The organism is Mesorhizobium sp. M0047, from assembly GCF_040323315.1.
GTDB lineage: Bacteria > Pseudomonadota > Alphaproteobacteria > Rhizobiales > Rhizobiaceae > Mesorhizobium.
The window spans coordinates 1-25,397 of sequence record NZ_JAMYUW010000025.1 but is presented as its reverse complement, the minus strand read 5'-3'; the positions used below and the strand labels follow the sequence as shown (position 1 = coordinate 25,397).

General features: G+C 61.1%; 23 protein-coding genes and 1 pseudogene. 13 read left to right on the top strand and 11 right to left on the bottom strand.

Going from position 1 to position 25,397, the window contains the following annotated elements:
- Nucleotides 1-96 precede the first annotated feature (96 nt).
- The 3 genes from NKJ89_RS22285 to NKJ89_RS22275 form a co-directional block, all read right to left on the bottom strand.
- The gene (locus NKJ89_RS22285; protein ID WP_352605642.1) at nucleotides 97-1,437 is read right to left on the bottom strand and encodes an adenylate/guanylate cyclase domain-containing protein; all 1,341 of its coding nucleotides are present in this window, start codon (nucleotides 1,435-1,437) and stop codon (nucleotides 97-99) included.
- A gap of 261 nt (nucleotides 1,438-1,698) precedes the next feature.
- Entirely contained in the window at nucleotides 1,699-3,042 is a 1,344-nt protein-coding gene (locus NKJ89_RS22280) for a nucleotide sugar dehydrogenase (RefSeq protein WP_352605640.1), read from the bottom strand.
- Between the two features lie 115 nt (nucleotides 3,043-3,157).
- Nucleotides 3,158-4,318, bottom strand: a complete 1,161-nt coding sequence (locus NKJ89_RS22275) for a DUF3095 domain-containing protein (RefSeq protein ID WP_352605716.1) — start codon at nucleotides 4,316-4,318, stop codon at nucleotides 3,158-3,160.
- Nucleotides 4,319-4,410: 92 nt separating this feature from the next.
- Between NKJ89_RS22275 and NKJ89_RS22270 the strand changes: the two genes are divergently transcribed.
- Together NKJ89_RS22270 and NKJ89_RS22265 are read left to right on the top strand one after the other, a co-directional pair.
- On the top strand, nucleotides 4,411-5,499 hold the full coding sequence (locus NKJ89_RS22270) for a glycosyltransferase family 4 protein (RefSeq protein ID WP_352605638.1): 1,089 nt from the start codon (nucleotides 4,411-4,413) through the stop codon (nucleotides 5,497-5,499).
- Complete coding sequence (locus NKJ89_RS22265; RefSeq protein WP_023762175.1) at nucleotides 5,496-6,257, top strand: polysaccharide deacetylase family protein; 762 nt, start codon at nucleotides 5,496-5,498, stop codon at nucleotides 6,255-6,257. The genes NKJ89_RS22270 and NKJ89_RS22265 overlap by 4 nt, the downstream gene beginning before the upstream one ends.
- 1 nt (nucleotide 6,258) lies before the next feature.
- Here the strand turns inward: NKJ89_RS22265 and NKJ89_RS22260 are convergent, their stop codons facing one another.
- From NKJ89_RS22260 to NKJ89_RS22245, 4 genes are all read right to left on the bottom strand, one after another.
- Entirely contained in the window at nucleotides 6,259-7,113 is an 855-nt protein-coding gene (locus NKJ89_RS22260; protein WP_023762176.1) for an MBL fold metallo-hydrolase, read from the bottom strand.
- A gap of 186 nt (nucleotides 7,114-7,299) precedes the next feature.
- A complete protein-coding gene (locus NKJ89_RS22255; RefSeq protein WP_352605636.1) occupies nucleotides 7,300-7,749 on the bottom strand; it encodes a cyclic nucleotide-binding domain-containing protein in 450 nt (149 codons plus the stop codon).
- An 83-nt stretch (nucleotides 7,750-7,832) separates the two neighbouring features.
- Nucleotides 7,833-10,547 carry an ABC transporter transmembrane domain-containing protein gene (locus tag NKJ89_RS22250; RefSeq protein ID WP_023762178.1) on the bottom strand — a complete coding sequence of 905 codons (2,715 nt, stop codon included), beginning with the start codon at nucleotides 10,545-10,547 and terminating at the stop codon, nucleotides 7,833-7,835.
- A 17-nt stretch (nucleotides 10,548-10,564) separates the two neighbouring features.
- Nucleotides 10,565-10,828, bottom strand: coding sequence for a hypothetical protein (locus tag NKJ89_RS22245; RefSeq protein ID WP_352605634.1), 264 nt, complete (start codon nucleotides 10,826-10,828; stop codon nucleotides 10,565-10,567).
- Between the two features lie 83 nt (nucleotides 10,829-10,911).
- Here NKJ89_RS22245 and NKJ89_RS22240 point away from each other — a divergent pair, with 83 nt between their 5' ends.
- Nucleotides 10,912-11,583 (top strand): class I SAM-dependent methyltransferase, encoded by a 672-nt coding sequence (locus NKJ89_RS22240; protein WP_352605714.1) that lies wholly within the window; start codon nucleotides 10,912-10,914, stop codon nucleotides 11,581-11,583.
- Between the two features lie 7 nt (nucleotides 11,584-11,590).
- On the opposite strand, the gene NKJ89_RS22235 is transcribed toward NKJ89_RS22240, so the two are convergent.
- From NKJ89_RS22235 to NKJ89_RS22225, 3 genes are read right to left on the bottom strand one after another with little or no spacing between them, the layout of a single operon-like run.
- A complete protein-coding gene (locus tag NKJ89_RS22235; protein WP_352605632.1) occupies nucleotides 11,591-12,787 on the bottom strand; it encodes a glycosyltransferase family protein in 1,197 nt (398 codons plus the stop codon).
- A complete protein-coding gene (locus NKJ89_RS22230; protein WP_352605630.1) occupies nucleotides 12,784-14,028 on the bottom strand; it encodes a glycosyltransferase in 1,245 nt (414 codons plus the stop codon). The genes NKJ89_RS22235 and NKJ89_RS22230 overlap by 4 nt, the downstream gene beginning before the upstream one ends.
- Before the next feature lies 1 nt (nucleotide 14,029).
- Nucleotides 14,030-15,244: a glycosyltransferase family protein gene (locus NKJ89_RS22225; protein ID WP_031261200.1), complete on the bottom strand. Its 1,215-nt coding sequence runs from the start codon at nucleotides 15,242-15,244 to the stop codon at nucleotides 14,030-14,032.
- A 413-nt stretch (nucleotides 15,245-15,657) separates the two neighbouring features.
- On the opposite strand from NKJ89_RS22225, the pseudogene NKJ89_RS22220 reads away from it, so the two are divergent.
- The 8 genes and pseudogenes from NKJ89_RS22220 to NKJ89_RS22185 all read left to right on the top strand — a co-directional run.
- Nucleotides 15,658-15,897 (top strand): annotated as a pseudogene (locus NKJ89_RS22220) (2Fe-2S iron-sulfur cluster-binding protein); the annotation flags it as partial.
- 60 nt (nucleotides 15,898-15,957) lie between these two features.
- The gene (locus tag NKJ89_RS22215; RefSeq protein ID WP_352605712.1) at nucleotides 15,958-17,040 is read left to right on the top strand and encodes an adenylate/guanylate cyclase domain-containing protein; all 1,083 of its coding nucleotides are present in this window, start codon (nucleotides 15,958-15,960) and stop codon (nucleotides 17,038-17,040) included.
- A gap of 220 nt (nucleotides 17,041-17,260) precedes the next feature.
- Nucleotides 17,261-18,325: a cyclic nucleotide-gated potassium channel gene (locus NKJ89_RS22210; RefSeq protein ID WP_352605628.1), complete on the top strand. Its 1,065-nt coding sequence runs from the start codon at nucleotides 17,261-17,263 to the stop codon at nucleotides 18,323-18,325.
- 357 nt (nucleotides 18,326-18,682) lie between these two features.
- Nucleotides 18,683-18,847: a hypothetical protein gene (locus tag NKJ89_RS22205; RefSeq protein WP_352605626.1), complete on the top strand. Its 165-nt coding sequence runs from the start codon at nucleotides 18,683-18,685 to the stop codon at nucleotides 18,845-18,847.
- Nucleotides 18,847-19,125, top strand: coding sequence for a DUF4153 domain-containing protein (locus NKJ89_RS22200; RefSeq protein WP_352605624.1), 279 nt, complete (start codon nucleotides 18,847-18,849; stop codon nucleotides 19,123-19,125). Before NKJ89_RS22205 ends, NKJ89_RS22200 begins: the two co-directional genes overlap by 1 nt.
- 107 nt (nucleotides 19,126-19,232) lie before the next feature.
- On the top strand, nucleotides 19,233-19,925 hold the full coding sequence (locus NKJ89_RS22195) for a response regulator transcription factor (RefSeq protein ID WP_352605622.1): 693 nt from the start codon (nucleotides 19,233-19,235) through the stop codon (nucleotides 19,923-19,925).
- Complete coding sequence (locus NKJ89_RS22190; protein WP_352605621.1) at nucleotides 19,916-21,511, top strand: sensor histidine kinase; 1,596 nt, start codon at nucleotides 19,916-19,918, stop codon at nucleotides 21,509-21,511. The genes NKJ89_RS22195 and NKJ89_RS22190 overlap by 10 nt, the downstream gene beginning before the upstream one ends.
- A 28-nt stretch (nucleotides 21,512-21,539) precedes the next feature.
- Nucleotides 21,540-22,706 (top strand): NAD(P)/FAD-dependent oxidoreductase, encoded by a 1,167-nt coding sequence (locus NKJ89_RS22185; protein ID WP_352605619.1) that lies wholly within the window; start codon nucleotides 21,540-21,542, stop codon nucleotides 22,704-22,706.
- 235 nt (nucleotides 22,707-22,941) lie between these two features.
- Here the strand turns inward: NKJ89_RS22185 and NKJ89_RS22180 are convergent, their stop codons facing one another.
- A complete protein-coding gene (locus NKJ89_RS22180; protein WP_352605617.1) occupies nucleotides 22,942-23,403 on the bottom strand; it encodes a GNAT family N-acetyltransferase in 462 nt (153 codons plus the stop codon).
- Between the two features lie 218 nt (nucleotides 23,404-23,621).
- Here NKJ89_RS22180 and leuD point away from each other — a divergent pair, with 218 nt between their 5' ends.
- Both leuD and NKJ89_RS22170 read left to right on the top strand, forming a co-directional pair.
- Nucleotides 23,622-24,227, top strand: a complete 606-nt coding sequence (gene leuD / locus NKJ89_RS22175) for a 3-isopropylmalate dehydratase small subunit (protein WP_352605615.1) — start codon at nucleotides 23,622-23,624, stop codon at nucleotides 24,225-24,227.
- Nucleotides 24,228-24,301: 74 nt separating this feature from the next.
- Nucleotides 24,302-25,225, top strand: a complete 924-nt coding sequence (locus NKJ89_RS22170) for an Ivy family c-type lysozyme inhibitor (protein ID WP_352605613.1) — start codon at nucleotides 24,302-24,304, stop codon at nucleotides 25,223-25,225.
- Nucleotides 25,226-25,397: the final 172 nt, after the last annotated feature.

Sequence of the window (25,397 nt, the reverse complement as noted above, 5' to 3'; positions counted from 1 at the left end):
TTACCAGCCTAGAGCAACTTGGATTCGAAGCGGTCGCCAGTGGCGAATCCGGCGACCGGACCGGTTACCAAAGGTGTTCGGATCAGATTGGGCGAGCTACTGGAGCTTCCTCGGGTCGCCCGCCGACAGCTGAGCGGCATCGCGATGAAGCAGCATGACCTGCTCGGCCTCCGATCTCCGGTCGTAAGTCGGCTCCAGCGCACGGTCTTCATCGAGTGCGAGAGCGCCCGACAGATCGGGTGAAAGCACCGTCAGCTTCTGCTTGACCCCCGCCAGTTCCTCGTTGCCGAGCGTTAGCCAGCTGTTGGCGCCGCAATAGCCGGCGAAGTCTTTGCTGGCGAGAACGCAGTGCGGATATTTCTTGGTCAGGGTCTGGAGGCGCTGGACCTCGTTTACTGCCGAGCCGAAGACAGAGAATGTGAGCCGGTCGGTAAGTCCGACATTGCCGAACATCACGTTGCCGACATGCAGGCCGATGCCAAATTTTATGTCGGCCAACCCCTGTTCCTTCCTTCGCAGATTGAGATCGATCATGCGCGCAGTGGCTTTGTGCGCTGCCGCCAGAGCAGACTGGCAGGCGATCTCGGACTGCGAGCGATGCCTTTCGCAAGGGTAGACGGCAATGAAGCCATCCCCTATGAAACTCATGATCTGCCCGCCTTTGCGATTGAAAGGTGCAGCAATGGCATCGAAAAACTGGTTCAGAGTATCGATGTAGATTTCGCGGCCGGAAGTTTCGGCAAGCCTTGTCGACCCGCGCATATCGGCCATGACCAGCGCGGCTCGGATTGTGTCGCCCTCGCCGCGCTTGATCTGGCCGTCCAGCACGCGTCTGCCGGCGTCGCCGCCTAGATAAGTGGTCATCATGTTGTCGGCCAGCTTGGTGAGCACCGCCATTTTGGTTGCGATGGCGAGATGGTTTTGGATACGCAGCAGCGCCGAAATCATGCTGTCGGTGAAACCTGAAGCACTGTCGGTAGACCAGGACCCGATCATGCCCTGACTGGTATTGCCGTTAAAAGGATGGACGAAAGCAATGTAATCGGTCACGCCCATAAGCCTGAGTTCATCGAAAACAGGAAATTCCGACGGGACCGACGGGTCGAGCCGACGCCGCAGATGGTCGAGCTTGTTGCTGAGCAGATGGTAGTATGGGCTGGTCAGGAATCTGTCAGAATGGACACCGTCCTTTTTGCGGAAGCCTTCCACTTCCATGCCTTGGCCGCGAACCCAGGTGAAGCCAAGCGCGTCATAGAGCGGATGAAGCATCGAAAAGCTCAAATGCACCCGCTTCAGCGGCAGGCCGGCAGCAGCCAGCCGTTCGCAAAACCCCTTTACCAATGTTTCCAGCTCGTTGCCCGCCAGCGCCGACTGAGTCAGCCAATCGGCAACCTTATCCATGAGAATTGTGGAAATTTCTGCTTGCGCCGTACTCATACCACCTCGAAACCCGTCGAAGACGGAGCCATTATCCTTCGATCCGCCATAACACAGTCCGCCAGCGACCCAAAGATACCCCAAAGTCAACGAGGCCGGCTTCGGCGGCAGAACGGCGAAAGAATTTCCCGAATGACCGTCCTTGCAACCAAGGAACAGGCTTAACTGCATTCATGTCTTGTGGCGTTATGTGGCGAAGCTGCGGGCGGAGTGCAATCACGATCCTGACATCGCCCAGAAAATTCGCCGGCTGGGGCGCAGTCAGGCCTTCACCACCGTCTCTCGGACGAGCCCGAGACGGCCAAAAACATTGCGTGTGTCGACGATCAGAAGGGCGTGATCAGCGATTGTCTGATAGTCGATCGCGTCATGGTCGGTTGCAACGACGACAGCATCGAAATCCTTCAAGGCCGCCTCGGTCAATTCGACCGAGCGGCGCCCCTTGATCGCCATATGCTCCCTTGTGGTCGGGATCTCGGGAACATGCGGATCGTGGAATTCCGCCTTGCCGCCCCATTCCTCGATGAGTTCAATGAGCCGCAATGAGGGGCTTTCGCGTATGTCGGGCACATTCTTCTTATAGGCGAGCCCGATGATGAGAATGCGCGAGCGGCTGAGCGCCTTGCCGCAGCGCCGGTCCAGCGCTTTCGCCAGTTCATCGACCACATGACGCGGCATAGCAGTGTTGATCTCTGCCGCCAGCTCGATGAAGCGGGTCGGCAGTTCGTATTCGCGCGCCTTCCACGTCAGGTAGAAGGGATCGATCGGAACGCAGTGCCCGCCCAATCCGGGGCCAGGATAGAAAGGCATGTAGCCGAAGGGCTTGCTCTTGGCCGCCTCGATCACCTCCCAGATGTCGATGCCCATCGCGCCGAGCACGACCTTCAATTCGTTGACGAGGGCTATGTTGACCGAACGGAAGATGTTTTCCGTCAGCTTGACTGCCTCGGCGGTCGCCGTGGTGGAAACCGGAACGACGGTTTTGACCACGCCTTGGTAGAAAGCCTGCACGAGCGTCGCCGCTTCAACGCCGTCACCTGCCACGACCTTCGGGATCGTCGCGACTTCAAAGCTGCGGTTGCCGGGATCCTCGCGTTCGGGCGAGAAGCCGAGGAAGAAGTCTATCCTCGACTGCAAGCCGGTTTCTTCCAGCATGGGCTTGATCACGTCGTCGGTGGTGCCGGGATAGGTAGTAGATTCCAGCACGATGAGGTGGCCGAGACGCAGATGCTTTGCGATGGTGCCAGTCGTGTTCCTGACAAAGGAGAGGTCCGGCTCACGGTTTTTCGTCAGCGGTGTCGGAACGCAGATGATGATGATATCGCAGACGGACAGTTCGGCAAAATCCGCGGTGGCGCGGAACCGTCCACTCGCCACGTGGTCTGCAAGGGCTGTCGACGTCACCGCCTCGATGTAGGATTGGCCGCTGTTCAGGCTCTCGACTTTCTGGGCTTCGATGTCGAAGCCGAAAACCGGGAAGCCGGCGCGTGCGACCGCAATTGCCAGCGGCAACCCGACATAGCCCAATCCGATCACGCCGACTTGCGCGGCGTGCGTCGAGATACGGTTCAGCAGACGGTCATATGCCGATCGTGAAGCGTCCAAAAATCTGCTTCCCCGTTAATTCGGATAGGCTGGCCGTTCCCATGGCGCGGCTTACCATGGTCCCAGGAACCATGGCCGAGGCATATTGCGGAAAAAGGATTCCCGCAAGCCGTCATCAGACCGGCAACTTTGCCTTCAAGCTTGCGGCAGCCATCGCATAGCCGCCGGCGGCACCATCTATGAAATGAACGTGATCGCGCTGCAGAGGCGAGGCGACGAGGCATGTCATCAAGGCCGATTTCTGGCGGTGTAGGCCATAGTTGCAGATGCCCGCCTCTTCCGCCTGTTTCAGCCGGTTCTCGATCCGTTGCAACACATCAGCGTCAACGTCGATGGTCATCTTCAAGCCGTCATCGAATTTCCGGAAATCCGAATTGCTGGCCACGTCGCGTTTGTAGATTCTCGGATCGAAACTGCCGATCGTCCAGCCATATCTATCGGTGACGGCCGTAAGCGTCATCAGGAACACTATCCACACCTTCGACAACCACCGCCGTCCCGCCGGCGCCGTGGCCCGCGCCTCGATATCCAGGCCGGCGGGCAGCAAACTGTAGTCCGGCCCGTTCACCGGCACTGGGTGGCCATCGCGTTCCTGCCTGCGGGCAAGGGCGATGATGTCGGATGCCAGATACTGAAAACCGCGCAAGTCGCGCGACGCCCCCGGTATGGCTATGATCGAGACGATTTCGCCATGCCGGGTTTCGATCGGGTTCCAGCGGCAGGAGAGGCCGGTCAGGTCCGGCCGCGCGCCGGCCGGCGCAGGATCGATGCGGTAGCGCCCCGCTTTCATCTCGGCTTCCGCCCAACTGCCGCCACCGCCGGCGAACATGGCGTAGAAGACCGCTTCGGAGGCCTGGAATCTCGCCACGCGAACGTCGAGGCCTTGGGCTCGAATATCCTTTATCGGCACGATTGCGGCTCGCAAGGTCAGGTCCAGTTCGTCCGCCACCCATCTCTGGACAGCCGCCAGCGCGTTGCGGGTGATCTCCAGCGCCGAGCCGGGAAACGCGACGAGTGCGCCGTCGCCGCCGAAGACAAAGGGCAGATCTTGCCGACCCAGCGCATTGAGCAGCGCCGAAATGACGCTGGCGCCAGCCATATTGACAGTTTTGTAGCGTCCAGCCTCGATCGCCTTGGTCGAGCCGACAATGTCGGCGGTGGCCAGCGCCCAGCCATCGGGGAGAGGCCGATAGTTGTCGATATCGGCAACGCTTTCGAACTTTGCGAAGACCGGCAGAGAAGCGACAAACGGGTCGGACGCGGCAGCTGTTTCCATGAGCATCAGATAGCACATTCCACTGCTTGAAGGTGAAGTCGATCATGGTTCGAAATTGACTTGCGCATGCTTTCCGATGATAGGGTCGCGCGATGCGAATTGCCTTCTACGCGCCGCTGAAGTCGCCCAATCATCCCGTTGCCTCCGGCGACCGCCAGATGGCACGCATGCTGATCAAGGCGCTGGAGCATGGAGGGCACAGCGTCGAACTGGCATCCGAATTACGCTTCTATCTACGCGAACCGGAGCCGAAAAGTTTCGATGCGCTCAAGATAGAGGCCCGAGGGGAAGCCGCGCGGCTGACCAGGCTTTGGGATCGTGACGGCAAGCCCGATCTATGGTTCTGCTATCATCCCTATTATAAAGCGCCCGACCTGATCGGGCCCGAGCTGGCGTCGACCTTTGCTATCCCATATGTGACAGCGGAAGCTTCCTATTCGAGGCGGCGCAATGCCGGTTTGTGGGCCGATACGCAAGCGTTGGTGGTGGGAGCCGTCGAACAGGCGGCGCTGAACATCTGCTTCACGCAAAGGGATCGTCAGGGACTGGCTGATGCGATACCCGACGTCGCTCTTGATATGCTGTCGCCCTTTATCGACACATCGGTATTCCGGGAAATGCCGGGACGAGGTTGTCCGACGCGCCTCGTCACCGTTGCCATGATGCGCCCGGGCGACAAAGTCGAAAGCTATCGCATGCTGGCGCAAGCGCTCGGCGTGATCGGCCACCTGCCCTGGACCATGTCGGTCGTCGGCGACGGGCCCGCCCGTGACGAGGTCAAGGCGCAATTCGCCGGCTTGCCCGCCGACCGTATCGAATGGCTTGGCGCGATTGAGCCAGCCGCCGTGCCGGATGTCCTCTATGGTGGAGGAATTTACGTCTGGCCGGGTTTCGGCGAGGCCTATGGCGTTGCCTATCTTGAAGCACAGGCCGCCGGGCTTCCGGTGGTGGCTCAGGACATCGCCGGCGTGCCGGAAGTCGTGCGAGATGGCCAGACCGGGTTTCTCACCCCGCCGAGCGATGTGGCGGCGTTCGCTTCTGCCATTGAAAGGCTTCTGGCCCGTAACGACGAAAGAACCATCATGGCCGCAGAAGCCAGACGTTTCATCCTCGAAGAACGTTCCCTCGGCGTTGCAGCGGCGCGTCTGGCCGAACTTCTTCCGAAGGTCTCCGTTTCATGACATCCGATCGGATCTGGCAGCCCTTGGTGGAAGAACTGGCGGGCCGGCAGCGGGCGGGTCGTAAGGCAGAGTTCTGGCTGCGCGACGATGATGCCGTGGATCCGACACCTTCGCTTGATCGGCTGCTCGACCTCACCGGCGAGTTCGCGGTTCCGGTCACTCTGGCCGTCATTCCGGCCCTCACCGACGAGAAGCTTGTCGCCCGGCTTGACGAGGCGCCGCAAACCACGGTCGCCATCCATGGCTGGCTGCATCGAAATCATGCGCCCGAGGGTCAGAAAAAGCAGGAACTCGGCGCCCATCGGCCACGCGAGGCGGTGCTCGATGAACTGGCTGGCGGGCTGTCGCACGTAACCGGCCTGCACGGCGCGCGCACCATTCCGATGCTGGTGCCCCCCTGGAACAGGATCGACGCCGGCCTGGTATCCGACCTAGGATCGATAGGATTTGCGGCATTGTCGGTCTATGGGCCGCCGAAACCGGCCTCACTGGCGGTCATCAACAGCAATGTCGACATCATGGATTGGCATGGCACGCGCGGCTGCCGCGATCATGGCTTATTGGTCCAGGCTATCATCGCGCACTTGCAGCATGCATTCGACGACGAACCGGTCGGCCTGCTCACCCACCATCTCGTACATGATGAATCGGCCTGGCTTTTCCTCGAACGGCTGTTCACAGTCACTGCACAGACTGACCCCTGCGCATGGCTTCCAATCAGGACATTGATCGGGCGCAGCGCCGGCAAAGGAAAATAGCTCAGCGCTTTTTGTGCAATGAGACTGGAAATTCGAGCGTCTGGCCATCCCGCGCGGCAAAAGCGCCGGCAAACCTGTCTTTGGCCAGTTTCTCGATCTCATCCAGTTCCTCGTCGGTGCGTGTCGCATCGTGGTGAAACAGCGCAAGCCCTCGCGCACCGGCCGCCTCACAGAGTTTGACGCCCTGTTGCCATGTCGAGTGCCCGTTACCGCGGCGTCGTTCCATTTCCTCCTCGGTGTAGGTGCAGTCGTAGATGACGAGGTCGGCATCTTCGATGAGGCCGAGCACCGTGCGATCGAGTTTGTCCGGCTCGTGCTCAGTGTCTGTGATCACTGCCACGACGCGGCCGCCCCATTCGACCCGATAGCCGATACAGCCGCCTGGGTGAACAAGACTGCCGGTTCGGACCACCACCCCTTCGCGCGGCCGAAGCACGTCTCCGGGCATGAAATCGCGGCAGTCGAGGCTTGCCTTGCAGACATCCAGTTTCACCGGAAACCACGGCGGCCGCATGAACTCATCGACCATCTGCCGGGTCGTCATGCGTCCTGCAAGATGCCCGGACCAAATCGTAACCTTGACGCCCCGGTCGTAGATCGGCGCGAAGAAGGGCAGCCCGATGATGTGATCGTAGTGGCAATGGGTGAAAAGCAGGTCGAAATCGGCCACTCCCGACTTCCGAAGCGCCCCGCCGGCAGGCCGCAGGCCAGAGCCCGCGTCGAACAGAAGCGTATGCTTACCACATCGCAACTCAATGCAGCTTGTGTTGCCGCCATAGCGAGAGAATTCTGGCCCCGATACCGGAATGCTGCCGCGCACACCCCAAAACCTGACCAGGAAAACGTCGTCGTCCATGGTAGTCCCTTCGCGGTTCCCGTCGCTCATCGTAGCCAAACAACTGCTGCTAGAGCAATTCCAGGAACAGTGTGAACCAGTTTTCCGTCCGAATTTGCGTCCAAACAAGAGGCGAGACTGGTTTCCTCCAGTGACCTCAAGAGGCCAGTGCTATCACGACGGGGAGGATCGACCGCACGTCATTCGCTATTTGGCGCTTCGTGCGTCGATCAGATCCGCAGTGGTGTGGCTCAGGCGATCGGCAAGAACCCGCAATATCTCAATGGTCATTTCCGGCGACTCCTTCATAAGCCTCAGGAAATGTTCCTTGCTGATTCTTAAGGCTTCCAGCTGACTTGCCGCTCTGACGGTGGCAGTGCGGGAGCTGTTGCACAGTATGGCGATCTCGCCAACAATCGAATTTGGCACCATTTCGGCAACTTTTATCGGTCCGCTGTCGGAATCGACCAGAATATCTGCCCTGCCCGAAAGGATGACATAGGCGGCATCTCCCTCGTCGCCCTGCCGGAAAAGGATCTGGCCGGCGCTGTAGCTCACGCGATCGGATGTGAACGCAAGCAATTTGAGCTTTGTCAACTCGATGCCAGAAAACAAGGGAACGCGTTGCAGCATTCCAACTTCATCCTTGAGCAGCATTGTCGCAAACCTCAAAATTCGCGCTTGCCAGACTAGAGCAACGGGCGCCCAGATGGAATTAATTCCGTCTTCGGGACATCGCTCTACGACACCAGTTCCTTGAAGATACCGTTCTCTGCCAAAAGTGTCTCGTGTGTTCCGTCTTCCACCAATTGACCCGAGTCGAAGACGATAACGCGATCGAACATCATCGCCATTGACGGATTCGTAACGACCCACACAATTGCCGGCGAATGGCCGTCGCGTCTGGCTTCCTCGAGCACGTTTCGCAGCACCCTATCCTGCATGCGTTGGTCGAGCGCCGATAGTGGCCGGTTGAGAATGAGAAAATCGGGACGCTTGAGCAAGGCTCGGGCAACATCGAGCTTCTGTCGCTGTCCACCGGTCAGCCGCCTGCCGCCGGAGCCGACGTTGAAGTCCAGGCCAACATCCAGAAGTTCGGCATAAAGCCCCAGCTCGTCAAGAATGTCATAGAGGATGGAGCGTATGCGGTCCGGCGCGTCGGGATGATTGTTGCCCACACGCCCGAATAGGACATTATCCATGACGGTGGCCGCGGCAATGTATCTGGCAGGGTCATACCGTTCGACCGCAGTTTGCAGTTCGGGCGGCAGGTTTTCATAGAACCGGTTGCGGGCAGCGACGATCTTGCTCATCAGCTCATCGCTCAGCAGGCCGAAGCGGTGCCGAGGCTCGATGTAGGCAAAACTCAAGGTGACGATCATGGCACGGTCGTTCTCCGAAACCGCCTCGTAGGGACGATTCTTGAGCCGTTGCAGCAAGGTTTCGTAGGCGGGTATCTCGTCGGCGCTCATGAAGGCGAGCTGCTGGAAGAACTGGTGATCGGGTGGCAGGTCGGCAAATAGCTCAATCGCCTGTTGGGCGATTTCCATGCCCATTTCGTAGAGCGTTCGGTCGAGGCCGGCTTGTCTCAGCACAGAAGCAAAATAGGGATTGGCGGCAAGAGCCCTGTCGGCCAGTTCGGGGCCGGCGGCAGCGCCGAAGAGCAGGTTTTGGCCGATCGTTGCTTCCTTGTTGTAGGCGCCCGGTTCGAAAGGAACCACCAGTCCGCTCAGCCCTTCCTGGTCCAGCCGGGTTCGCAGCGCCGCACGCAGTTCGACGATCCGCCTGGCAAGCTCCGTGTGACGCGCGAGGTCGGCCGAAGAGCGCAAACCAAGATCCAGAATATCGCGCGACAGAACAACCGCGTCGAGCACCCGGCGCACGGCTTCAAAGAGGTCGTGCGGGCCGGTAGCGCCAGCGGAAGCATAGTTGATCCAGTCGCTGTGGATATCAAAATCCGGATTGCCCGACCGGCGCGCCTCGTGGATGTTCCAGCGATGCTGGTCCGCCGCGACACCGTCATAAGACGCCGATGTCAGCGGCGCATGCTTCAACCCGTAGAGCAGGTTGTCGCGAAGGCTTGCCTGGAACAGGAAAACATCCGACGAGGCATAGGACATGCGCCGGCCGGTCACTGCTTCGGGGAGTTCAAGCAGGTCGTCTGCGCCCGAAGCGACTCTTCCGCTGTCCGGCCAGTTCAGCCGCGCGAAAGCTTCTGCAAGCGCCTCCGCTCCACCTGTTGCGGTACTGACCAGCGCCACCGTCTCACCCGGCTTGACCTGGAGGGAGACACGGTTGAGGAGCATCGCACCGCCATCGTCTGCTATGGACAGACCGATCGCCGACAGGGGGTTGGTCATCGGTTCGGGATCGTCGATCGTCAATGCCCCGATTTTCGGCGCGATGAGACTCTCGACGGTGAACTGTTCAACCACCTGTTGATATTTGACCTGGACATCCTGCCGATCCTGATCCCAGTCGATCAGTTCCTTCATCGGTCCGGGCAGGTCCTTGTAGGCGCCGATCACGGCCACGAGCTGGCCGACGTCCAGTCGCCCCTGGATGACCAGATACCCGCCGATCATGTAGAACAGAAAGGGCGTGAGCTGCGCGAGAAAATTGTTGAGGAACTTCACCATGAATTTCCATTGGTAAAGATCGAAGCGGATTTTGAAGATGAGCCCGAGCCGGGCAGCTATGTCGGCGCGCTCGTAGTTTGATGTGTCGTGGACGTGAACCGCGCCGATGCCGTCGACGATTTCGCCAACCCGGCCCGAAAGCGCGCGCGCCGTCAACTGCCGTTGGCGCCCGAGCACGATCAGCCGCCGCCGCATTCGCGGGATGAGCACGATCTGGATCACCACGATCACGACCGCTATCATTCCGAGCCAGACGTTCTGGATCATGATGAACAGCATGGACGTCAGCGCCTGGCCGCCGAGCAGTACCGGCTGCAGGAAGGCATCGCCGATGAAGCCGCCCAGCGGCTCCACCTCGTCCTTCACCATGGTCGCCACTTCGGCGGATTTCACCCGCTTGAAGTAGACCGGCGGAAACCGCAGCACACGATCGACCAGATCGAAGCGGATACGCCGCAGCATACGTTCGCCGAGGCGGCCCTTGTAGGTGTTGATGTACAGTTTGAACAGGCCGTTGATGACGACCAGCAAGAGGAACACAAGGCTCAGGGCAAACAGCGTCTCCTTGCGGTCGAGCTGAAAACCGGAGAAGAACTGGACCTCTCCAATGAACGGCACGTTATAGTGTAGCCTCATGAATGGCTGGGTCGCGCCCGGTTGCTCGAAGCCCTTACCTTGGATCGGGCCGTTGACGATCAGCTTCGGCAGGTCGAAGGACATGAAATACGGGATCATCGAAAGCAGGACGATCATCAATATCCAGAGCTGCTGCTTCTTGGTGTGCGTCCAGATATAGCGGGCTAGGCTGGGTTCCATATGAGACTGTGGATCCTTCAGTTGGAAGGATGCGGGATGGAGACGCACCTGCTGGCGAATGAGATATCGGCAATTTCTTCGTCGTCAACGACAATCTCAAAGCTGCAGTGCAGGGAGATTGTCCTGCGCTCAGACGGTTCGCGGCTTCCGTGGGGTTTTGGCGAATAGGCGAGCACGAGGCTGCAGCTGCGCGGCTGGTACTGGCGGATGGACGCCGATGGTCCGGACAGACGCAGCCAGCTCTCTCCGGCATCGGGCAATGGCGAAGCGGCTTGCAGCATGATCACGTCCGCGGAACGAACAGCCTTGCGGGAGGCAAGATTGCGTTGTGTCGCCCGAAATCCCAACATACAAGACGAATATGATGGATGTCACGCAACCACGCAATGCCGGCATGGACTGGCACGAACATGCCCTGGATCTCACGCGGGGAATTGCTGCCTATGTCAACGACCCTCTCGTTGCCGGACTGGCGCGCGTCATCAGCAAGCATCCGAAGGCCGATATCGCCAACGCCTTCAACCACAAGCAGGTCGCCTGCAAGATGTGGGCGCTCGATAGGCTGTTCGAAAGCTGCGGCGGCCAGTTCGGGCGCATATGGGTTCTGGGTGGATGGTACGGCGTATTGCCCGCAATGCTTTTCAACGACGCTCGCTTCGACATCGCGTCGGTCGACAGCATCGACATCGATCCCGAAGTCGCGCCGGTCGCCGGGACTCTCAACCGGGACGCCGGCGACCGGTTCCGGGCGCTGACGGCAGATATGTACGCGCTCGACTATGCGGCCGGGCGGCCGGACCTGACGGTCAATACGAGCTGCGAACACATAGCCGATCTGCGCGCCTGGCTTGCTCTGCTTCCGCGGGGCACGAATGTACTGCTGCAATCGAACGACTATTTTAGCGAGCCGACGCACATTAACTGCGTGGCTTCGCTGGCAGCCTTCGAAGCAATGGCGGCACTACGCGAGGTGCGGTTCTCCGGCGAATTGCCGACAAAAAATTATACGCGCTTCATGCTGATTGGAGCGGTCTAGACCAAGACTAGGATCCAAAGTCCGTTTGATCATCAGCTTTTCCGAAACCGGGCCGCATTTTTAGGGACCATGTTCGATACCGCTCGCGCAGGATTTGCGCCGAGTGACGCGCGCCTTCTAAATCGAGACGATGCGCGGATGGCGTCGGTGCCACAAGCGCCTGTTCGATCGCTTGCGTCAAACCTTCAGGCGTTAGGTCCTTTTCCATCAGCACCGTTGCAAGACCGAGTTCTTCGAGCATCAGGGCGCGAACGTTTTGTTCGGTTTCCCCGCCAGCTGCAAATGGAACGAGCAGGGAGCGACAACCCGCGCGCAGGACATCGCAGACCGTGTTGTAACCCGCCTGCGACACTGACAGGCGAGCGCCGGTCAGCAGGCTGGCGAAATCCTCGCGGAACCGGAAGATGGACAGGCCCGGCGTGGCATCGCCTGCGATCGCGTCAAACTCGTGTTTCGGCAGGTTTGGGCCGGTGATCAAACACCATTTCCAACCGTTGTTGGCGTTCCGAGCCGCTGCGACGGTGGAGCCGACAAGGCTCTTTCCGGCAGCCCCGCCGCCAACCGACACCAGAACGTCGAAGCGGTCGGAGCCCACGGGCGATGGCGGCGCGGCAACGAGCCCTGTATAGGTGACTTCGGCCCTGATCGCCCCAGCCAGTGGAAATGTCTTGTCGATGGTTGCGAAAGCCGGGTCGCCATGGACCATGACAAGGTCGAAATGCCGGTTGATGAGATCGACCGTTTCCTCGTTTCGGCCGAGCTTGACGCGCTCCTGAAGGATATCACGCACGGACGTCGCCAGCAGCGGTCTGGGCGACGTCGCGTCGATGGCCTCGAGCAGCGGCAAGAGTTCGAAACGCATCTGCCGGCGTCCAAATGGAAACGCCTCGATAATGACGATATCCGGCCTGCAATCCCGGAATGCCTGCAGCAGCATCTCTGAACGCCGTTTCCTGAAATCATCGTCGATGGGTTTGCCCTGCAAATCGACAAGTCCGGAAAATCCTTCATCACCGGAGGTGACAGGTGGCAAGGTTACAGATTTTACGCCGAGTCCCGGAAACCCCGCGACCGGCGCTCCGCCGGTCACAACGGTTACGTCAAACCCGTCATCGACCAGAGCCGCCGCGACACGACTAGAGCGCGCGAGATGACCGATACCGAGCAGGTGCTGGACATAAAGGAAGGCGCGCAGCCGGGTCAATCGGCGGCCCGCCACTCGCGCTCGAACAGTTCCTTGAGCTGTCCAATGCTTGCCAGATGATCGAAATTGCCGCGCACGCGCCGCTCTGCTGCGTCGCCGAGGCGGGTGCGCAGCACGGGATCGCGGATCAGGCGCTCCAGCGCCTGTGCCAGGGCAATTGGATTTTCCGTCGGAACCAGCAGCCCGGTTTCATCCGGCGATAAAATCTCGGGCACGCCGGAAATATTGGTCGACACGCAGGCAAGCCGCTGGCTAGCCGCCTCCATCAGGACATTCGGCAGACCGTCCCGGTCGCCATTAGCGGTGATCCTGCAGGCCAGGGCGAAGATGTCGGCGCAGCGGTAGTGCTCAAGCACCTCCTCCTGCGCGAGCGCGCCTTTCCAAGCGACGCGACCACTCAGTCCCAGCTTTTGCGCCAGTACCTTGAGCCGTTCCAGTTCCTCGCCGTCGCCGATATGCTCGAAACGCCACGCCAAATCGCCAGGCAAGAGGGCAAGAGCCTCCAACAAGGTATCGTAGCCTTTCTTTTCAACGGCGCGCCCGATACTCAGAAGGATAACCGGTTCGTCCAGCGCCGAGCCGTCATGATGCTTTCGCGCCTCGCCAAAACTGCCGAAACGATCGAGGTCGAGCCCATGGTAGCTCAGATGCACAGACGAGTTGCCGTTAGCAAGTTCCGTCAGACGGTCGAAGCCGGTCTTCGTGCAAGTGACCGTCCAGCGCGCCGAGGAAAGCTTGCCAGCCAAATCCCAATCCGCCGAAGTCCAGATGTCCTTGGCATGGGCTGAGCAGCTCCAGGGCAGGCTAAGAAGCTGGCTGGCATAGCGCGTCACCGATGCCGGCGTGTGCACGAAATGTGCATGCAACCATCCCGCGTCTTTCGGCCATTCGGCCGCCAGCACGAGCGCTTGCCCGAAACGGCGCACGCGATTGCGGGTGAAGTCGCGGGGGATATCGGCAGCCAGCGATCCGAGCGCGCGCCAGAAGCCCGGCCGCAGCAAACAAGCAAACAGCGAGCGAAGCACGCGAAGCGGCTCTTCATGCAGATATTCCGGCAGATAATGGACGGCCGCTTTGATCTCGCCATGCACGGGGTGGCGTTTTGCGTCGGTCGGCCGCCTGAGCGCGACGAGTATCAGCTCGAACCCCGCGCGCTCCAGACCGAGCAGTTCCTGCGCGATAAAGGTTTCCGATACGCGCGGATAGCCCTTCAGAACCACGACAATCTTGCGATGTCGCAAGTCAGTTCATTCCTTCAATGACCGACAGGCGATGGCCGGGCCGCCGGTCGAGCAGTTCCGCGACGATTTCGGAAATATGAGGCAGCCCTTCCAGCGTCAGATGCGGATTGCTCTGTGATGGGCGGGGCCAGTCCGGCAGTGCCACCAGTGCATCGGCAAACCGCTGGGAGTCCTTGGCTTCTTCCGGCAAAAACATCTCGATGAGGCCGAGTTCGGCTGCGCGCCGAGCGCGGATCAGTTGTTCCTCGCGGGGCTCGACGCGCGGCACGATCAGCGCCGGCTTGTCGAAAGATAGTATCTCGCAATAGGTGTTGTAACCGCCCATCGCCACAACCGCCTTGGCGCCGGCAATCAGGTCTTCCATGCGGTTGTCGAACTCGATGATCTTGATGTAGGGGATCTTGGACCCCTTCTTGATCAGCTTGTTGCGCTTGCGCGCCGGCATGTAAGGTCCAAGGACGATCAACGCCCTGTGTTGCAATTGCGGATCCTGCTGATAGGCATCGATGACGTCGTGGATCAGTTCGGCGCCGTCGCCTCCGCCACCGGTGGTAACGAGGATATAATCGCCCTCGGGCCGGTGGCCGGGCAACTCGTTCCGCTGTAGGCTCCGTTGCAGGAAACCGACGAATCTCATCTTTGCCCTGACAACCGGCGGCACATCCAAGCCGGTCAACGGATCGTAGAAATCCGGCGGACCATAGGCCCAGATCTTGTCGTAGAACAGGCCTATCTTGCGCATCACATCCCTGCGTGCCCACTCTGCTTCGAGCAGATGCGGCGCATCCATCACCTCGCGCAGGCCAAGCACCAGCGTGGTTCCCCGCGTCTTGAGGTAGGACAGCGTGTCCTCAATCTCACCGCGCAGGCCGAGCGGTTCCTTGTCGACGATGAAGATATCCGGCCGGAAGGTCTCGGCTGTGTGGCGGATGATCGACTGGCGCATCCTTAGCGTCTCATGCAGATCGATATCCTTTTCCAGCGAGGTGTACTCGCCGTTGCGCAATTTGATGACGCTGGGGATCTTCACGAAGTCGACACGGGCGCGGTAGTCGAAGGCGCCCGCTATAGGCGCACCCGAAATGATAAGCACCTGAAGTCCCCGGAAATCCTCGACCAGCGAATGCGCGATCGTCCGGCAGCGCTGCAAGTGGCCAAGCCCGAACGTGTCGTGGCTGTACATGAGAATTCGAGCATTTTCTGCGTGCTGGGTCATTATTGAACGTCTTTTCGAATTCTCGCCTTGAGGACCGTGACAAACCCGCAGGCTTCGGAACCCCCTGGCTGTACCGACCTGTTGTGAAACATGACGGCGCAATTTTCAATTTGTATTAGCAGAAAACCGCAGATCGCCTAGTTATCCGCGAACTCATCGACTTTGCCCTTCATCCGAAGGCTTCAGGCACCGCCCGGCCAGGATCGGGCCGTTCCCCGCCACACGGTCCGCCGTGATGAACCCTCGTTGTCCGCTCGGCAAGCGGTCGCTGCCGCTGCAACGGCTTACGGTCCGGTCCTCGCAACGAAACCATTTCGGCTTCGTCGGTGCCCGAATTTTGCACGATTCCACCGCCCGAGCCGATTGGTGCTACACTGACAGCCAGTTAACGCGACGGACCGGTGTTCGGTGATATGACCAAAGCAACCGCTTTACCCGACAGAGTGGATTTTGACGTGGCCGCAGGTGAGACCTTGCTTGAGGCTGCTCTCAGATCGGGCGTGCCATTTGCCCACGCATGCGGCGGCAGGGCGAAATGCTCGACATGTCGCGTTTGGGTTCTCGACGGCATTGAGGCTTGCCCTGACCGCAATCCCGACGAAACCCAGATGGCGAACCGGTTGAGATTGGCCGATGAGGTTCGGCTGGCCTGTCAACTCCGGCCGGAAGGCGAGCTTCGCGTCCGACGCCTCGTGCTAGACGAAACCGACATGATGATCACCAGCCAGCTTGGTGCTTCTGCCGCGACGCGTTGCGGCGAAGCAAGGCGTGTTGCGGTCTTCTTCAGCGACATTGTAGATTTCACAGCGCTGTCGGAGCGGCTTTCCCCCTATGACGTGATGTATCTGCTCAATCGCTACTTCGCCCAGGTCGGCGACATCATCGAGCAGAATGGCGGTTTCATCGACAAACTGATTGGCGATGGGCTGATGGCAATATTCGGTATCGACGACCAGCCAGACGCTCCGCTCCGCGCCGTGAACGCCGCACTTCAGACCCTCGCCACAGTCGATCGTCTGAAGCCGTTCTTTGCCTCGATGTATGGCATCGATTTCGATATTCGTATCGGCCTCAACTACGGCGAAGCCGTCATCGGCACATTTGGTTTTGCTGGACACGAACGTCTCACGGCCATCGGCGACGTTGTAAATCTGGCCAGCCGGGTCGAGTCCGCCAATAAAGATGCCGGTACGCGCTTGCTGATATCCGAGGCCCTCCGCGACCAGATCGCCGAAAAGGTGGAAATCGGCGACTTCGTCAGGGTACGCCTTCGCGGTACCGGCGAGCGTACAAGCCTGTTCGAAATCGTCAGGCTGAAACCCGAAATTGACGCCGAGCTGAATGCCAAGGGGCTTCGCGAAACCATCCGTCAGGGCGGCAGGAGGTGGGTTCGCGCTTTTTCCGAAGACGAGCTTCAGCCCTACGAACGTCGGATTCTCGATTTTGAAGATTACGATATCGTCGTCGTTCGTGGATCCGACAACTATTGCGCCTTCAACAATGCTTGCCCGCATCTTCATCTGCCGCTCTACGAACGCCGAAGTTCCGCTCAGGTCGAGGCGCTGCAGCTCCCACACACGGGGAGCACGATCACAGCAGATCTCGGCCTGGTCTGCCGCTGGCATCAGAGTTGTTTCGACCTGCTTACCGGCGAAATCAGGCAGTGGGCCAAGTTGGAGCACGACGGTACCAGGGCGGGACTTGAATATTTGGGTGACATTTCGAAGAACCGCGCAAAGCTGATCGTATATCCTTGCCGAAAGCAGGACGGCTTTGTGTGGATCGGGCTCGAGTGAAAACGACGGCCCGATATTTCAGTTTTTCCGTCGGACCCATTGCAATGTCCGGATTGGGTCATTCTCGTCGGTTGTGGCTTGTCTGTTCACGTCCGCTCACGAAGCAATCCGGGATATCTGAGTTCACCGTTGGTGATGCACATCGCGGCGACGGCGGCACCTTTGCGCTTGCCTTGAAGACATCCTAGTTTGGAGGCTGGTAACCGCTCGTGAGCATAGAATGTCGGCACTGCCTTTCTTAAGAATTTACGCGCCGCTCAACGCGCTGCTGGCTGCGATTGGGCTTGTGGCGGTGGCTACGCTCACGACGCCGGGCATGTCCGAACGAAGCAGACTGGCTCTGGCTGCGGTCCTCGCGGTCATCTGGGGCGTCTATCTCCTGCAACTGGCCGAGACGCTGCTCAAGCGCCGGGCGGGAGACGTTCGGGACAGGACGCCGGCAATCGCAATTGATGTGCTCGCGGTTTTGGTTCCGCTTGCCGCATTTCTACTCGTCGGCATGCCCGACCGGAGCCTCTACTGTGCTGTCTGGCTGCTGAAACCTCTGCGCGACTCGACTTTCTTCCCGCTGCTGGGCAGGATCCTGACCAACGAAGCGCGCAACCTGATCGGCGTCACGACGCTCTTCGGCGTCGTTCTGTTCGGTGTCGCGCTCGCGGCCTATGTCATCGAGCGCGACGCCCAACCGGAAAAGTTCGGCAGCATCCCCCAGGCAATGTGGTGGGCGGTGGTCACGCTGTCCACCACCGGCTATGGCGACGCCATTCCGCAAAGCTTCGCCGGCCGCGTCCTGGCCGGGATGGTCATGATGAGTGGCATCGGCATCTTCGCACTCTGGGCTGGCATTCTTGCCACCGGCTTTTATCAAGAAGTGCGTCGCGAGGATTTCGTTCGCAATTGGCAATTGGTCGCCGCCGTGCCGTTGTTTCAGAAGCTCGGCCCGGCCGCGCTAGTCGAGATCGTGCGCGCGTTAAGACCTCGCGTCATGCCGGCGGGCGCCGTGATCTGCCGCAATGGCGAAACCGGTGATCAGATGTTCTTCGTCGTGGAGGGGCGCGTCAGCGTCGCGACGCCGAACCCGGTGGAGCTTGGCCCTGGCGCCTTCTTCGGCGAGATGGCGCTGATCAGCGGCGAACCGCGCTCGGCGACCGTCAGCGCCGCAACGGTGGTCTCGCTCCTGTCGCTGCACTCGGCGGATTTCCAGATGCTGTGCAGCAGCAGCCCGGAGATCGCGGAAATCATCCGCAAGACCGCGCTCGAGCGGCGCGGCGCGGCACCGCACTAGGTGTGTTCTTCAGGAGGAGTATGTGATGGCAAGGTTGTGTGCCGGTTATCGGCCATTCTGTTGTCCCTGGTGACCGCCTGACATCGCCTCGCTTGGCTGTCCTGTCTCGCGCGAAGGCCGACGACATGCTGTTGCGGCAGACGCTCGAACTTCAGAAAGCTGAGAAGTTCCCGGAGGCCGTCGTTTACGGGGAGAAGATGCCGGCAGGCAGATGAGGGGCGGCGCCAACCTCTGGAAGGGTGGGCAAATTCCAGTTCGAAGTGGTTGCCCCAGCCCTGCACGAAAACTGCACAAGCCTGCGGGAAACCTCCTCGCATCCGCCGCACCGTTTCCTCGCCGGCGTGCGAGACAGCCGGCATGCAAAAGCGAGAAAAACTCCGTTGGTCCCTCCCCTATCGGCTGCGCAGTGAAGGCTGGTGGCTGGCCGATCCGCCGCGCGCGTGTCTCGTCGCAACCTTCATTCCCTTTGCCCGCAAGCGCCCGGCGCCAATCCGGCTCGAAGCCATCAGGGAAGCCAGGTGATGACTTTGCCGTTCACCGCCGTGCCGAGCTGTTGCGGCCGCTTCGGCGTTGCCGTGCTGTTGCCAGGACTTGCGGAATTTCTCTTTTATGGCCAACCCGCCGGGATCACGGTTTTCCTGTTCGCCTTCCTGCTTGCCGCCCGCATCGCGCTGGGAAGATCCAACGAATGGCTGCTGTCGGCCAATCTTCCGACGTTATCTCTGACGCTTTATGCCGGCTGTTTCATCAATTTCGCCGCGCTGATTGCCAATCACAATGTCGCCATTCCTTCGAAATGACCGGCCAGGGGCGTTCCCTCGACTGGCGGCTGCTGCGCACTCTCGACACCAGGGGTCCGCCCGTGGTTCCTGACCATATCGAATCCCATTTGCCGGGCCGCTGATCGATGCCGCATCACATCCTCGTCGCCGACGACGATCCGCATATCCGCGAGGTGATCTGCTTCGCGCTGGAGAAGGCCGGCATGAAAACGCAAGGAGTGGCCGACGGCGCGGCCGCCCTGCAAGCGATCGGGCGGCGGGCACCCGATCTCGTCGTGCTCGACATCGGCATGCCGGAGATGGACGGGCTGGAAGTCTGCCGGCGGCTGCGGCACACATCCGATGTGCCGGTGCTGTTTCTGTCCGCGAGGGATGAAGAAATCGATCGGGTGCTGGGGCTCGAAATGGGCGGCGACGATTATGTGACAAAACCGTTCAGCCCGCGCGAACTGGTGGCCCGCGTCAACGTCATCCTGCGGCGCGCCCGCCCGGCGCCGCCCGAACCGGTCGACGACCGGCAGTTCGTGCATGGCAAGCTTGCTTTGGCGCCGGCCAGCCATGCCGCCAGCTTCGACGGCAAGCCGCTTGCCCTGACAGGAATAGAGTTCTCGATCCTGAAGGGGTTCCTGGCGCGGCCGACGCATGTGCTCGACCGCGACGCGGTGATGGCCAGCGCCTACGCAGGCAAGATCCATGTCGCCGACTGCACCGTCGACAGCCATATCCGCAACATCCGCGCCAAGTTGGCGGCACTGGGTTGCCCTGAGGTCATAGAGACCGTGCATGGCGTCGGCTTCCGGCTCGGCCGATGCGGCTGACTTCCAGCAAGTGGATCGGCCGCAAATGGCGGCCTCGCCTCGCCACGGTCGTCGTCGCCATCCTGATATTGGTGATGGCCTTGCCGCTGGTCGGCCTGTTCTTCTTCCGGCTCTACGAGAATCAGCTGATCCGCCAGACCGAGGCGGAGCTGATCGCGCAAGGTGCCGCCATCGCCGCCATCTATGCGCAGGACGTGCGTGACGCCGGCATTGCTCCGGACAAACTCGGCGCATCGATGCAACAGGCGGGTGGGAATGCGAGCCGAAGTGCCAATCCGGACCTGTACAGGCCGATCGAGCCGCAACTCGATCTTGCCTCGGACTACGTGCTTCCCACGCGGCCGGCGGCGGTGACTGCGACCGCCGACCCAGCCTTCGCCGCGATCGGCATCCGCCTGTCCGGCATTCTCGACGCCACCCAGAAAACCACGCTGGCCGGCTTCCGGCTGCTCGACCCCACAGGCGTCGTCATTGCCGGGCGCGGCGAGGTCGGCCAGTCGCTTGGCGATGTCGAAGAGGTGCGCGAGGCACTCGCCGGCCGCTACGCCAGTGCGCTCAGGCTGCGCATCCCCGACCAGCCGGCGCCCCCGCTCTATTCGGTCAGCCGCGGCACCAAGGTGCGTGTCTTCGTCGCCTTGCCGGTGGCCGTCGATGGCCGAGTCGCCGGTGTCGTCTATGTGTCGCGGACGCCCAACAACATCATGAAACATCTCTATGGCGAGCGCGGCAAGGTGACGTTGGCGGCGATCGCCATTCTCGGCGGCACGCTGCTCATCGGCCTGGTTTTCCTGCGCACCGTCAGCCGGCCGATCTATGCGCTGATCGACCGCACCAAGCGCATCGCCGCCGGCGACCGCGAGGCAATCCGGCCGCTCGACCACCACGGCACATACGAGATGGCCGAGCTTTCCGCTGCCTTCCTCGACATGGCCGAAAAACTGCAGGCGCGCTCGGATTCCATCCAGACGTTTGCCACCCATGTCTCGCACGAACTCAAATCGCCACTGACGGCGATCCAGGGTGCGGCCGAGCTGCTGCGCGATTCAGGAAGCGCGATGGACGATACGGAGCGTCGGCGCTTTTCCAACAATATCGTCACCGATGCCGGGCGGCTCAATCTGCTGGTGCGGCGCCTGCTTGACCTGGCGCGCGCCGAAAACCTGGCGCCGAGCGGCGAAAGCACCTCGATCGGCGCGGCGCTGGCGCTGCTCCCGGTGGACAACAGGCTGGCGGTCCGCGTCGAGGCGGGCGGCGATCTGGCCTTGCGCATATCGGCGGAGAACGCGGCAATCGTGCTTGCCAATCTCATCGACAATTCGGCCAGGCACGGCGCGACGCAGGTTTCGGTCACGGCGGCGAGCGCCGGGAGCAAGGCGGCCATTCAGGTCAGTGACGATGGTGCCGGCATTTCGCCGAGCAACCGGACGCGCATCTTCGAGCCGTTCTTCACCACGCGCCGCGATTCGGGCGGCACCGGCATGGGCCTCGGCATCGTCCTGGCCCTCCTGAAAGCGCATGATGGTATGATCGCACTGGTTGACTCCGAACGCGGCACGCGCTTCGAGATCATTTTGCCGGTCGCGTGAGGACGCGGGCAAAGGATCGGAGAAAAAAGTGCGCTACGACATCGTCATCATCGGCGGGGCCATCGTCGGATCCTCGGTCGCCTATTATCTGCGCGAGGAAGGGTTTTCCGGCTCGATCGCCTTGATCGAGCGCGATCCGCAGTTCGCCCACGCGGCAACGACGCTATCCATGGCCTCGATCCGCCAGCAATTCTCGATCCCGGAAAACATCCGGCTGTCGCAGTTCACGCTGAAACTGTTCCGGCGGCTGAAGGAAGAGTTCGGCGCGGATGCCGATATCGGCTTTCGCGAGGGTGGCTATCTCATCCTTGCCGGCGAGGACGGGCTGCCGATCCTCAAGGCCAATCACGACGCGCAGATGGCCGAGGGCGCCGACATCGTTCTCCAGGACGCCGACGCGCTCGTGCGCCGCTTCCCGTGGCTATCGGCCGAAGGCATCACCGCCGGTGCCTATGGCCGGACAGGCGAGGGCTGGTTCGACGCGCATGCGATGCTGATGCTGTTCCGCAAGGCGCTGCGCGAGAAGAAGGTCGATTTCATCACCGCTGATGTCACCAATATTGCGCGCGACGGCAACCGCGTCACCAGCGTCAGGCTCGACAATGGCGAGGTGCTTGAAGCCGGCATCGTCGTCAATGCCGCTGGACCGAACGCCGGCAAGGTGGCCGGCATGGCCGGCCTGGCGCTGCCGGTCGAGCCGCGCAAACGCAACGTCTTCGTTTTCGAGGCGCGCGAAAAATACGCCGACATGCCGCTGCTGGTCGATCCCTCCGGCATCTATGTGCGCCCGGAAGGCTCGGTCTATCTCACCGGCGGTGCCGAACCGGAAGAGGGCGATGGCCCGGCCGCCCCTGGGGATTTCGAGGTTGATTGGCCGCTTTTCGAAGAGGTGATCTGGCCGGTGTTGGCGACCCGCATTCCAGCTTTCGAGGCGATCAAGCCGACGCGCGCCTGGGCCGGCCACTACGATTACAACACGCTTGACCAGAACGCGGTGATCGGCCCGCATCCTCAGGTCGGCAACTTCCTGTTCGCCAACGGGTTCTCCGGCCACGGCCTGCAGCAGGCGCCGGCGGTCGGCAAGGCGCTGGCCGAGCTGATCATGCATGGGGGTTATCGCACGGTGGACTGTTCGGCGTTCGGCTATGGCCGGATTGCGGAGGGGCGGGCGTTTCGGGAATTGAATGTGATTTGAGACGGGGGCGTCGCAGAATAAAGCCGTTCTGTCGAGTTCCCGCCCACCCCCCTCTGGCCTGCCGGCCATCTCCCCCGCAAGGAGGGAGATTACGCGCTCAACCGCTTTCGCCAATCTCCAGCGTGGCAAGAATGAGCGGAGCGTCGAAGTTGCTATCTCCCCCCTTGCGGGGGAGATGGCCGGCAGGCCAGAGGGGGGTGCTGTCCCGCTAGTGTTGCAAGTCAAGTGACCGCAGTCAGCCCTTGCGGGCGAACCAGAAGGCGTCGGCCATGCGCTTCATGCCGATGCGCTCGTAAAAGCCGACGGCATCGGGCATGGAGATCAGGCTGATGGCGACGGACGGTCCGAGTTGCCGGCGCGCCTCGTCCATCAGGCCCTTGCCGATGCCGAGCCCCTGCGCCGATTGGGAAACGGCGAGTTCGGAGATGTAGCAGACCCAGGAAAAGTCGGTGAGCGCCCTGATAACGCCGATCAGTGGCTTGCCCTCCACGTCGAGACGCGCGGTCAGGACCAGGTTTGCGCCTGAAAGCATCGTCTGGAGGCGAGCGTCGTCATCGACAGGACGCGTTTCGCCAAGACCGGAGTCCACCAGCACGCGACGGAATTCGGCGATGTCGAGCTGCGGCTCGCTGGCATAGAGGACGTGCGAATTCTCAATCTGCCAGAGTGCACCAGCGGGCGAGCATTTCGAAGCCACTTTTTGAAGTGTTTCAGTTTGGCATGCGGCATGGTAAAGCCGTCCCGGCAGCCCGTAGCTCAGGGGAAGAGCGCCAGCTACATGCTGGAGGCCCCCGGTCAAGACGGGGCGGGTTCGCCGCCATACGCCGCGCACAAACAGTTGCCTTTTATTTGCCGCCGGCATTGTGTAAACCGGCGTCAGCAAATTCCCCCGCAACGAAAACACGGGCAAAAGCCATGGAAAAATTCACCAAGCTCACCGGCGTCGCGGCTCCGATGCCGATCGTCAATGTCGACACCGACATGATCATCCCCAAGGATTATCTGAAGACGATCAAGCGCACCGGGCTCGGCACCGGCCTTTTCGCCGAAATGCGCTACAAGGACGACGGTTCGGAAAATCCGGATTTCGTGCTCAACAAGCCGGCCTACCGCAAGGCGCAGATTCTGGTCGCCGGCGACAATTTCGGCTGCGGCTCGAGCAGAGAGCATGCACCGTGGGCGCTGCTCGATTTCGGCATTCGCTGCGTCATCTCGACCTCGTTCGCCGACATTTTCTACAACAACTGCTTCAAGAACGGCATTCTGCCGATCACCGTCAGCCCCGACGATCTCGAGAAGCTGATGGACGACGCGTCACGCGGTTCCAACGCCACGGTGTCGGTCGATCTCGAGGCCAAGGAAATCCGCGGACCGGATGGCGGCGTGGTCACGTTCGACCTCGATGACTTCAAGCGGCACTGCCTGCTCAACGGGCTCGACGACATCGGCCTGACCATGGAAAAGGCCGGCGCCATCGCTTCGTTCGAGAAGAAGAACGCCGAACAGCGCCCGTGGGCCTGAGCGGCACGCTCCGGGAGAGATAGGCCCCGGCGGCTTTCAAGCCGGGTTCGTTGCGACTGAGTGAAGGGACAGTCATGACTCGTTCGCTTCTTGCCGGCACTTGCGGGTTGGCGTTTCTTCTGCTGACTGCCGTGGGCCACGCCCAGACACAGACGCCCGCCGCGCCGGCGCCGGCGGCCGAAAAGCCTGCCACCGACCAGGGAACGGACGCCGCCGACGCTTCCGATGACGACAGCCAAGCGCCTGTGCCATTCGAGGGCGGCCAGCTGACCATCACCCAACCGGAACAGGACGGGGAGAAGGTGCTTGCCTTCGACGGCAAGCAGTTGGCCACCAACTATGATGTCTTCTTCGACAGAATAGTCGAGGTCGGCGGCGTCAAGGTGGCGCTGTTCGATGTCGGCGATGGCGGCAATCAATGCGGGCCGGCGACAGTGATCGTCTGGAAGCCGGAAGGCGGCACCATCCAGAGCACCACAGTCGAGCAGGACGATTGCGGCGCGCCGCCATCGGCGGTGTCCGACAACGCCATCTATTTCGTGCCCTATCTGTTGCCAGGCGACCAGAAGCCGGCTTTGCAATGGTCGCCGACCGACGGGCTGACGATTTCGGGCAATCTGACCTACATGCCGGAACCCGGCACGGACTGGAAGGACATCGATCCGGAAAAGTACCAGAACATCATCGACGCCTTCCACAACGAGGCTGTCTACAAGGAAGCTGAAAAGCTGCTGGGCAAGGACATGCCAGACATGGCGACCAGCCTGCTGGTCGGCGGCGGCACGGAAAAGACAGCGTCGGGCGCCTTCTACGCCAGCGGCTGTGTGCCGCATGACTGCGGCGGCAATGACGGTTTCATGGCGGTCGACCCGGCCAAGCACAAGCTCTACTTCGCCCGCCGCGGCGACAATGGCGAGCCGAACGCCTGGCCGGCAGTGGCGACATGGCCGGCCGATGTCAAGGAGGCGCTGGACAAGGCGCTGGGCTCGGCGAATTAGGCATTTGTCGGTGGTGAACTGAAGATTGTTACGCCGCGATCCTTCACACCCCCCCCTCTGCCCTGCCGGGCATCTCCCCCGCAAGGGGCAGGGCTGTCCGGGGAAAGTTTTGAGTGAATCGAAATGCCGCATGTGCATGCCCCGTAAAACGGGGTTTGTCCGTCTTCTCTCT

What these genes read in the sequence shown, in the direction of transcription:
- NKJ89_RS22285 (WP_352605642.1), bottom strand. Translation starts at nt 1,437, where the DNA reads ATGAGTACGGCGCAAGCAGAAATTTCCACAATTCTCATGGATAAGGTT.
- NKJ89_RS22275 (WP_352605716.1), bottom strand. Translation starts at nt 4,318, where the DNA reads ATGGAAACAGCTGCCGCGTCCGACCCGTTTGTCGCTTCTCTGCCGGTC.
- NKJ89_RS22270 (WP_352605638.1), top strand. Translation starts at nt 4,411, where the DNA reads ATGCGAATTGCCTTCTACGCGCCGCTGAAGTCGCCCAATCATCCCGTT.
- NKJ89_RS22265 (WP_023762175.1), top strand. Translation starts at nt 5,496, where the DNA reads ATGACATCCGATCGGATCTGGCAGCCCTTGGTGGAAGAACTGGCGGGC.
- NKJ89_RS22260 (WP_023762176.1), bottom strand. Translation starts at nt 7,113, where the DNA reads ATGGACGACGACGTTTTCCTGGTCAGGTTTTGGGGTGTGCGCGGCAGC.
- NKJ89_RS22255 (WP_352605636.1), bottom strand. Translation starts at nt 7,749, where the DNA reads ATGCTGCTCAAGGATGAAGTTGGAATGCTGCAACGCGTTCCCTTGTTT.
- NKJ89_RS22250 (WP_023762178.1), bottom strand. Translation starts at nt 10,547, where the DNA reads ATGGAACCCAGCCTAGCCCGCTATATCTGGACGCACACCAAGAAGCAG.
- NKJ89_RS22245 (WP_352605634.1), bottom strand. Translation starts at nt 10,828, where the DNA reads ATGCTGCAAGCCGCTTCGCCATTGCCCGATGCCGGAGAGAGCTGGCTG.
- NKJ89_RS22240 (WP_352605714.1), top strand. Translation starts at nt 10,912, where the DNA reads ATGGATGTCACGCAACCACGCAATGCCGGCATGGACTGGCACGAACAT.
- NKJ89_RS22225 (WP_031261200.1), bottom strand. Translation starts at nt 15,244, where the DNA reads ATGACCCAGCACGCAGAAAATGCTCGAATTCTCATGTACAGCCACGAC.
- NKJ89_RS22215 (WP_352605712.1), top strand. Translation starts at nt 15,958, where the DNA reads ATGATCACCAGCCAGCTTGGTGCTTCTGCCGCGACGCGTTGCGGCGAA.
- NKJ89_RS22210 (WP_352605628.1), top strand. Translation starts at nt 17,261, where the DNA reads ATGTCGGCACTGCCTTTCTTAAGAATTTACGCGCCGCTCAACGCGCTG.
- NKJ89_RS22205 (WP_352605626.1), top strand. Translation starts at nt 18,683, where the DNA reads ATGCAAAAGCGAGAAAAACTCCGTTGGTCCCTCCCCTATCGGCTGCGC.
- NKJ89_RS22200 (WP_352605624.1), top strand. Translation starts at nt 18,847, where the DNA reads ATGACTTTGCCGTTCACCGCCGTGCCGAGCTGTTGCGGCCGCTTCGGC.
- NKJ89_RS22195 (WP_352605622.1), top strand. Translation starts at nt 19,233, where the DNA reads ATGCCGCATCACATCCTCGTCGCCGACGACGATCCGCATATCCGCGAG.
- NKJ89_RS22190 (WP_352605621.1), top strand. Translation starts at nt 19,916, where the DNA reads ATGCGGCTGACTTCCAGCAAGTGGATCGGCCGCAAATGGCGGCCTCGC.
- leuD (WP_352605615.1), top strand. Translation starts at nt 23,622, where the DNA reads ATGGAAAAATTCACCAAGCTCACCGGCGTCGCGGCTCCGATGCCGATC.
- NKJ89_RS22170 (WP_352605613.1), top strand. Translation starts at nt 24,302, where the DNA reads ATGACTCGTTCGCTTCTTGCCGGCACTTGCGGGTTGGCGTTTCTTCTG.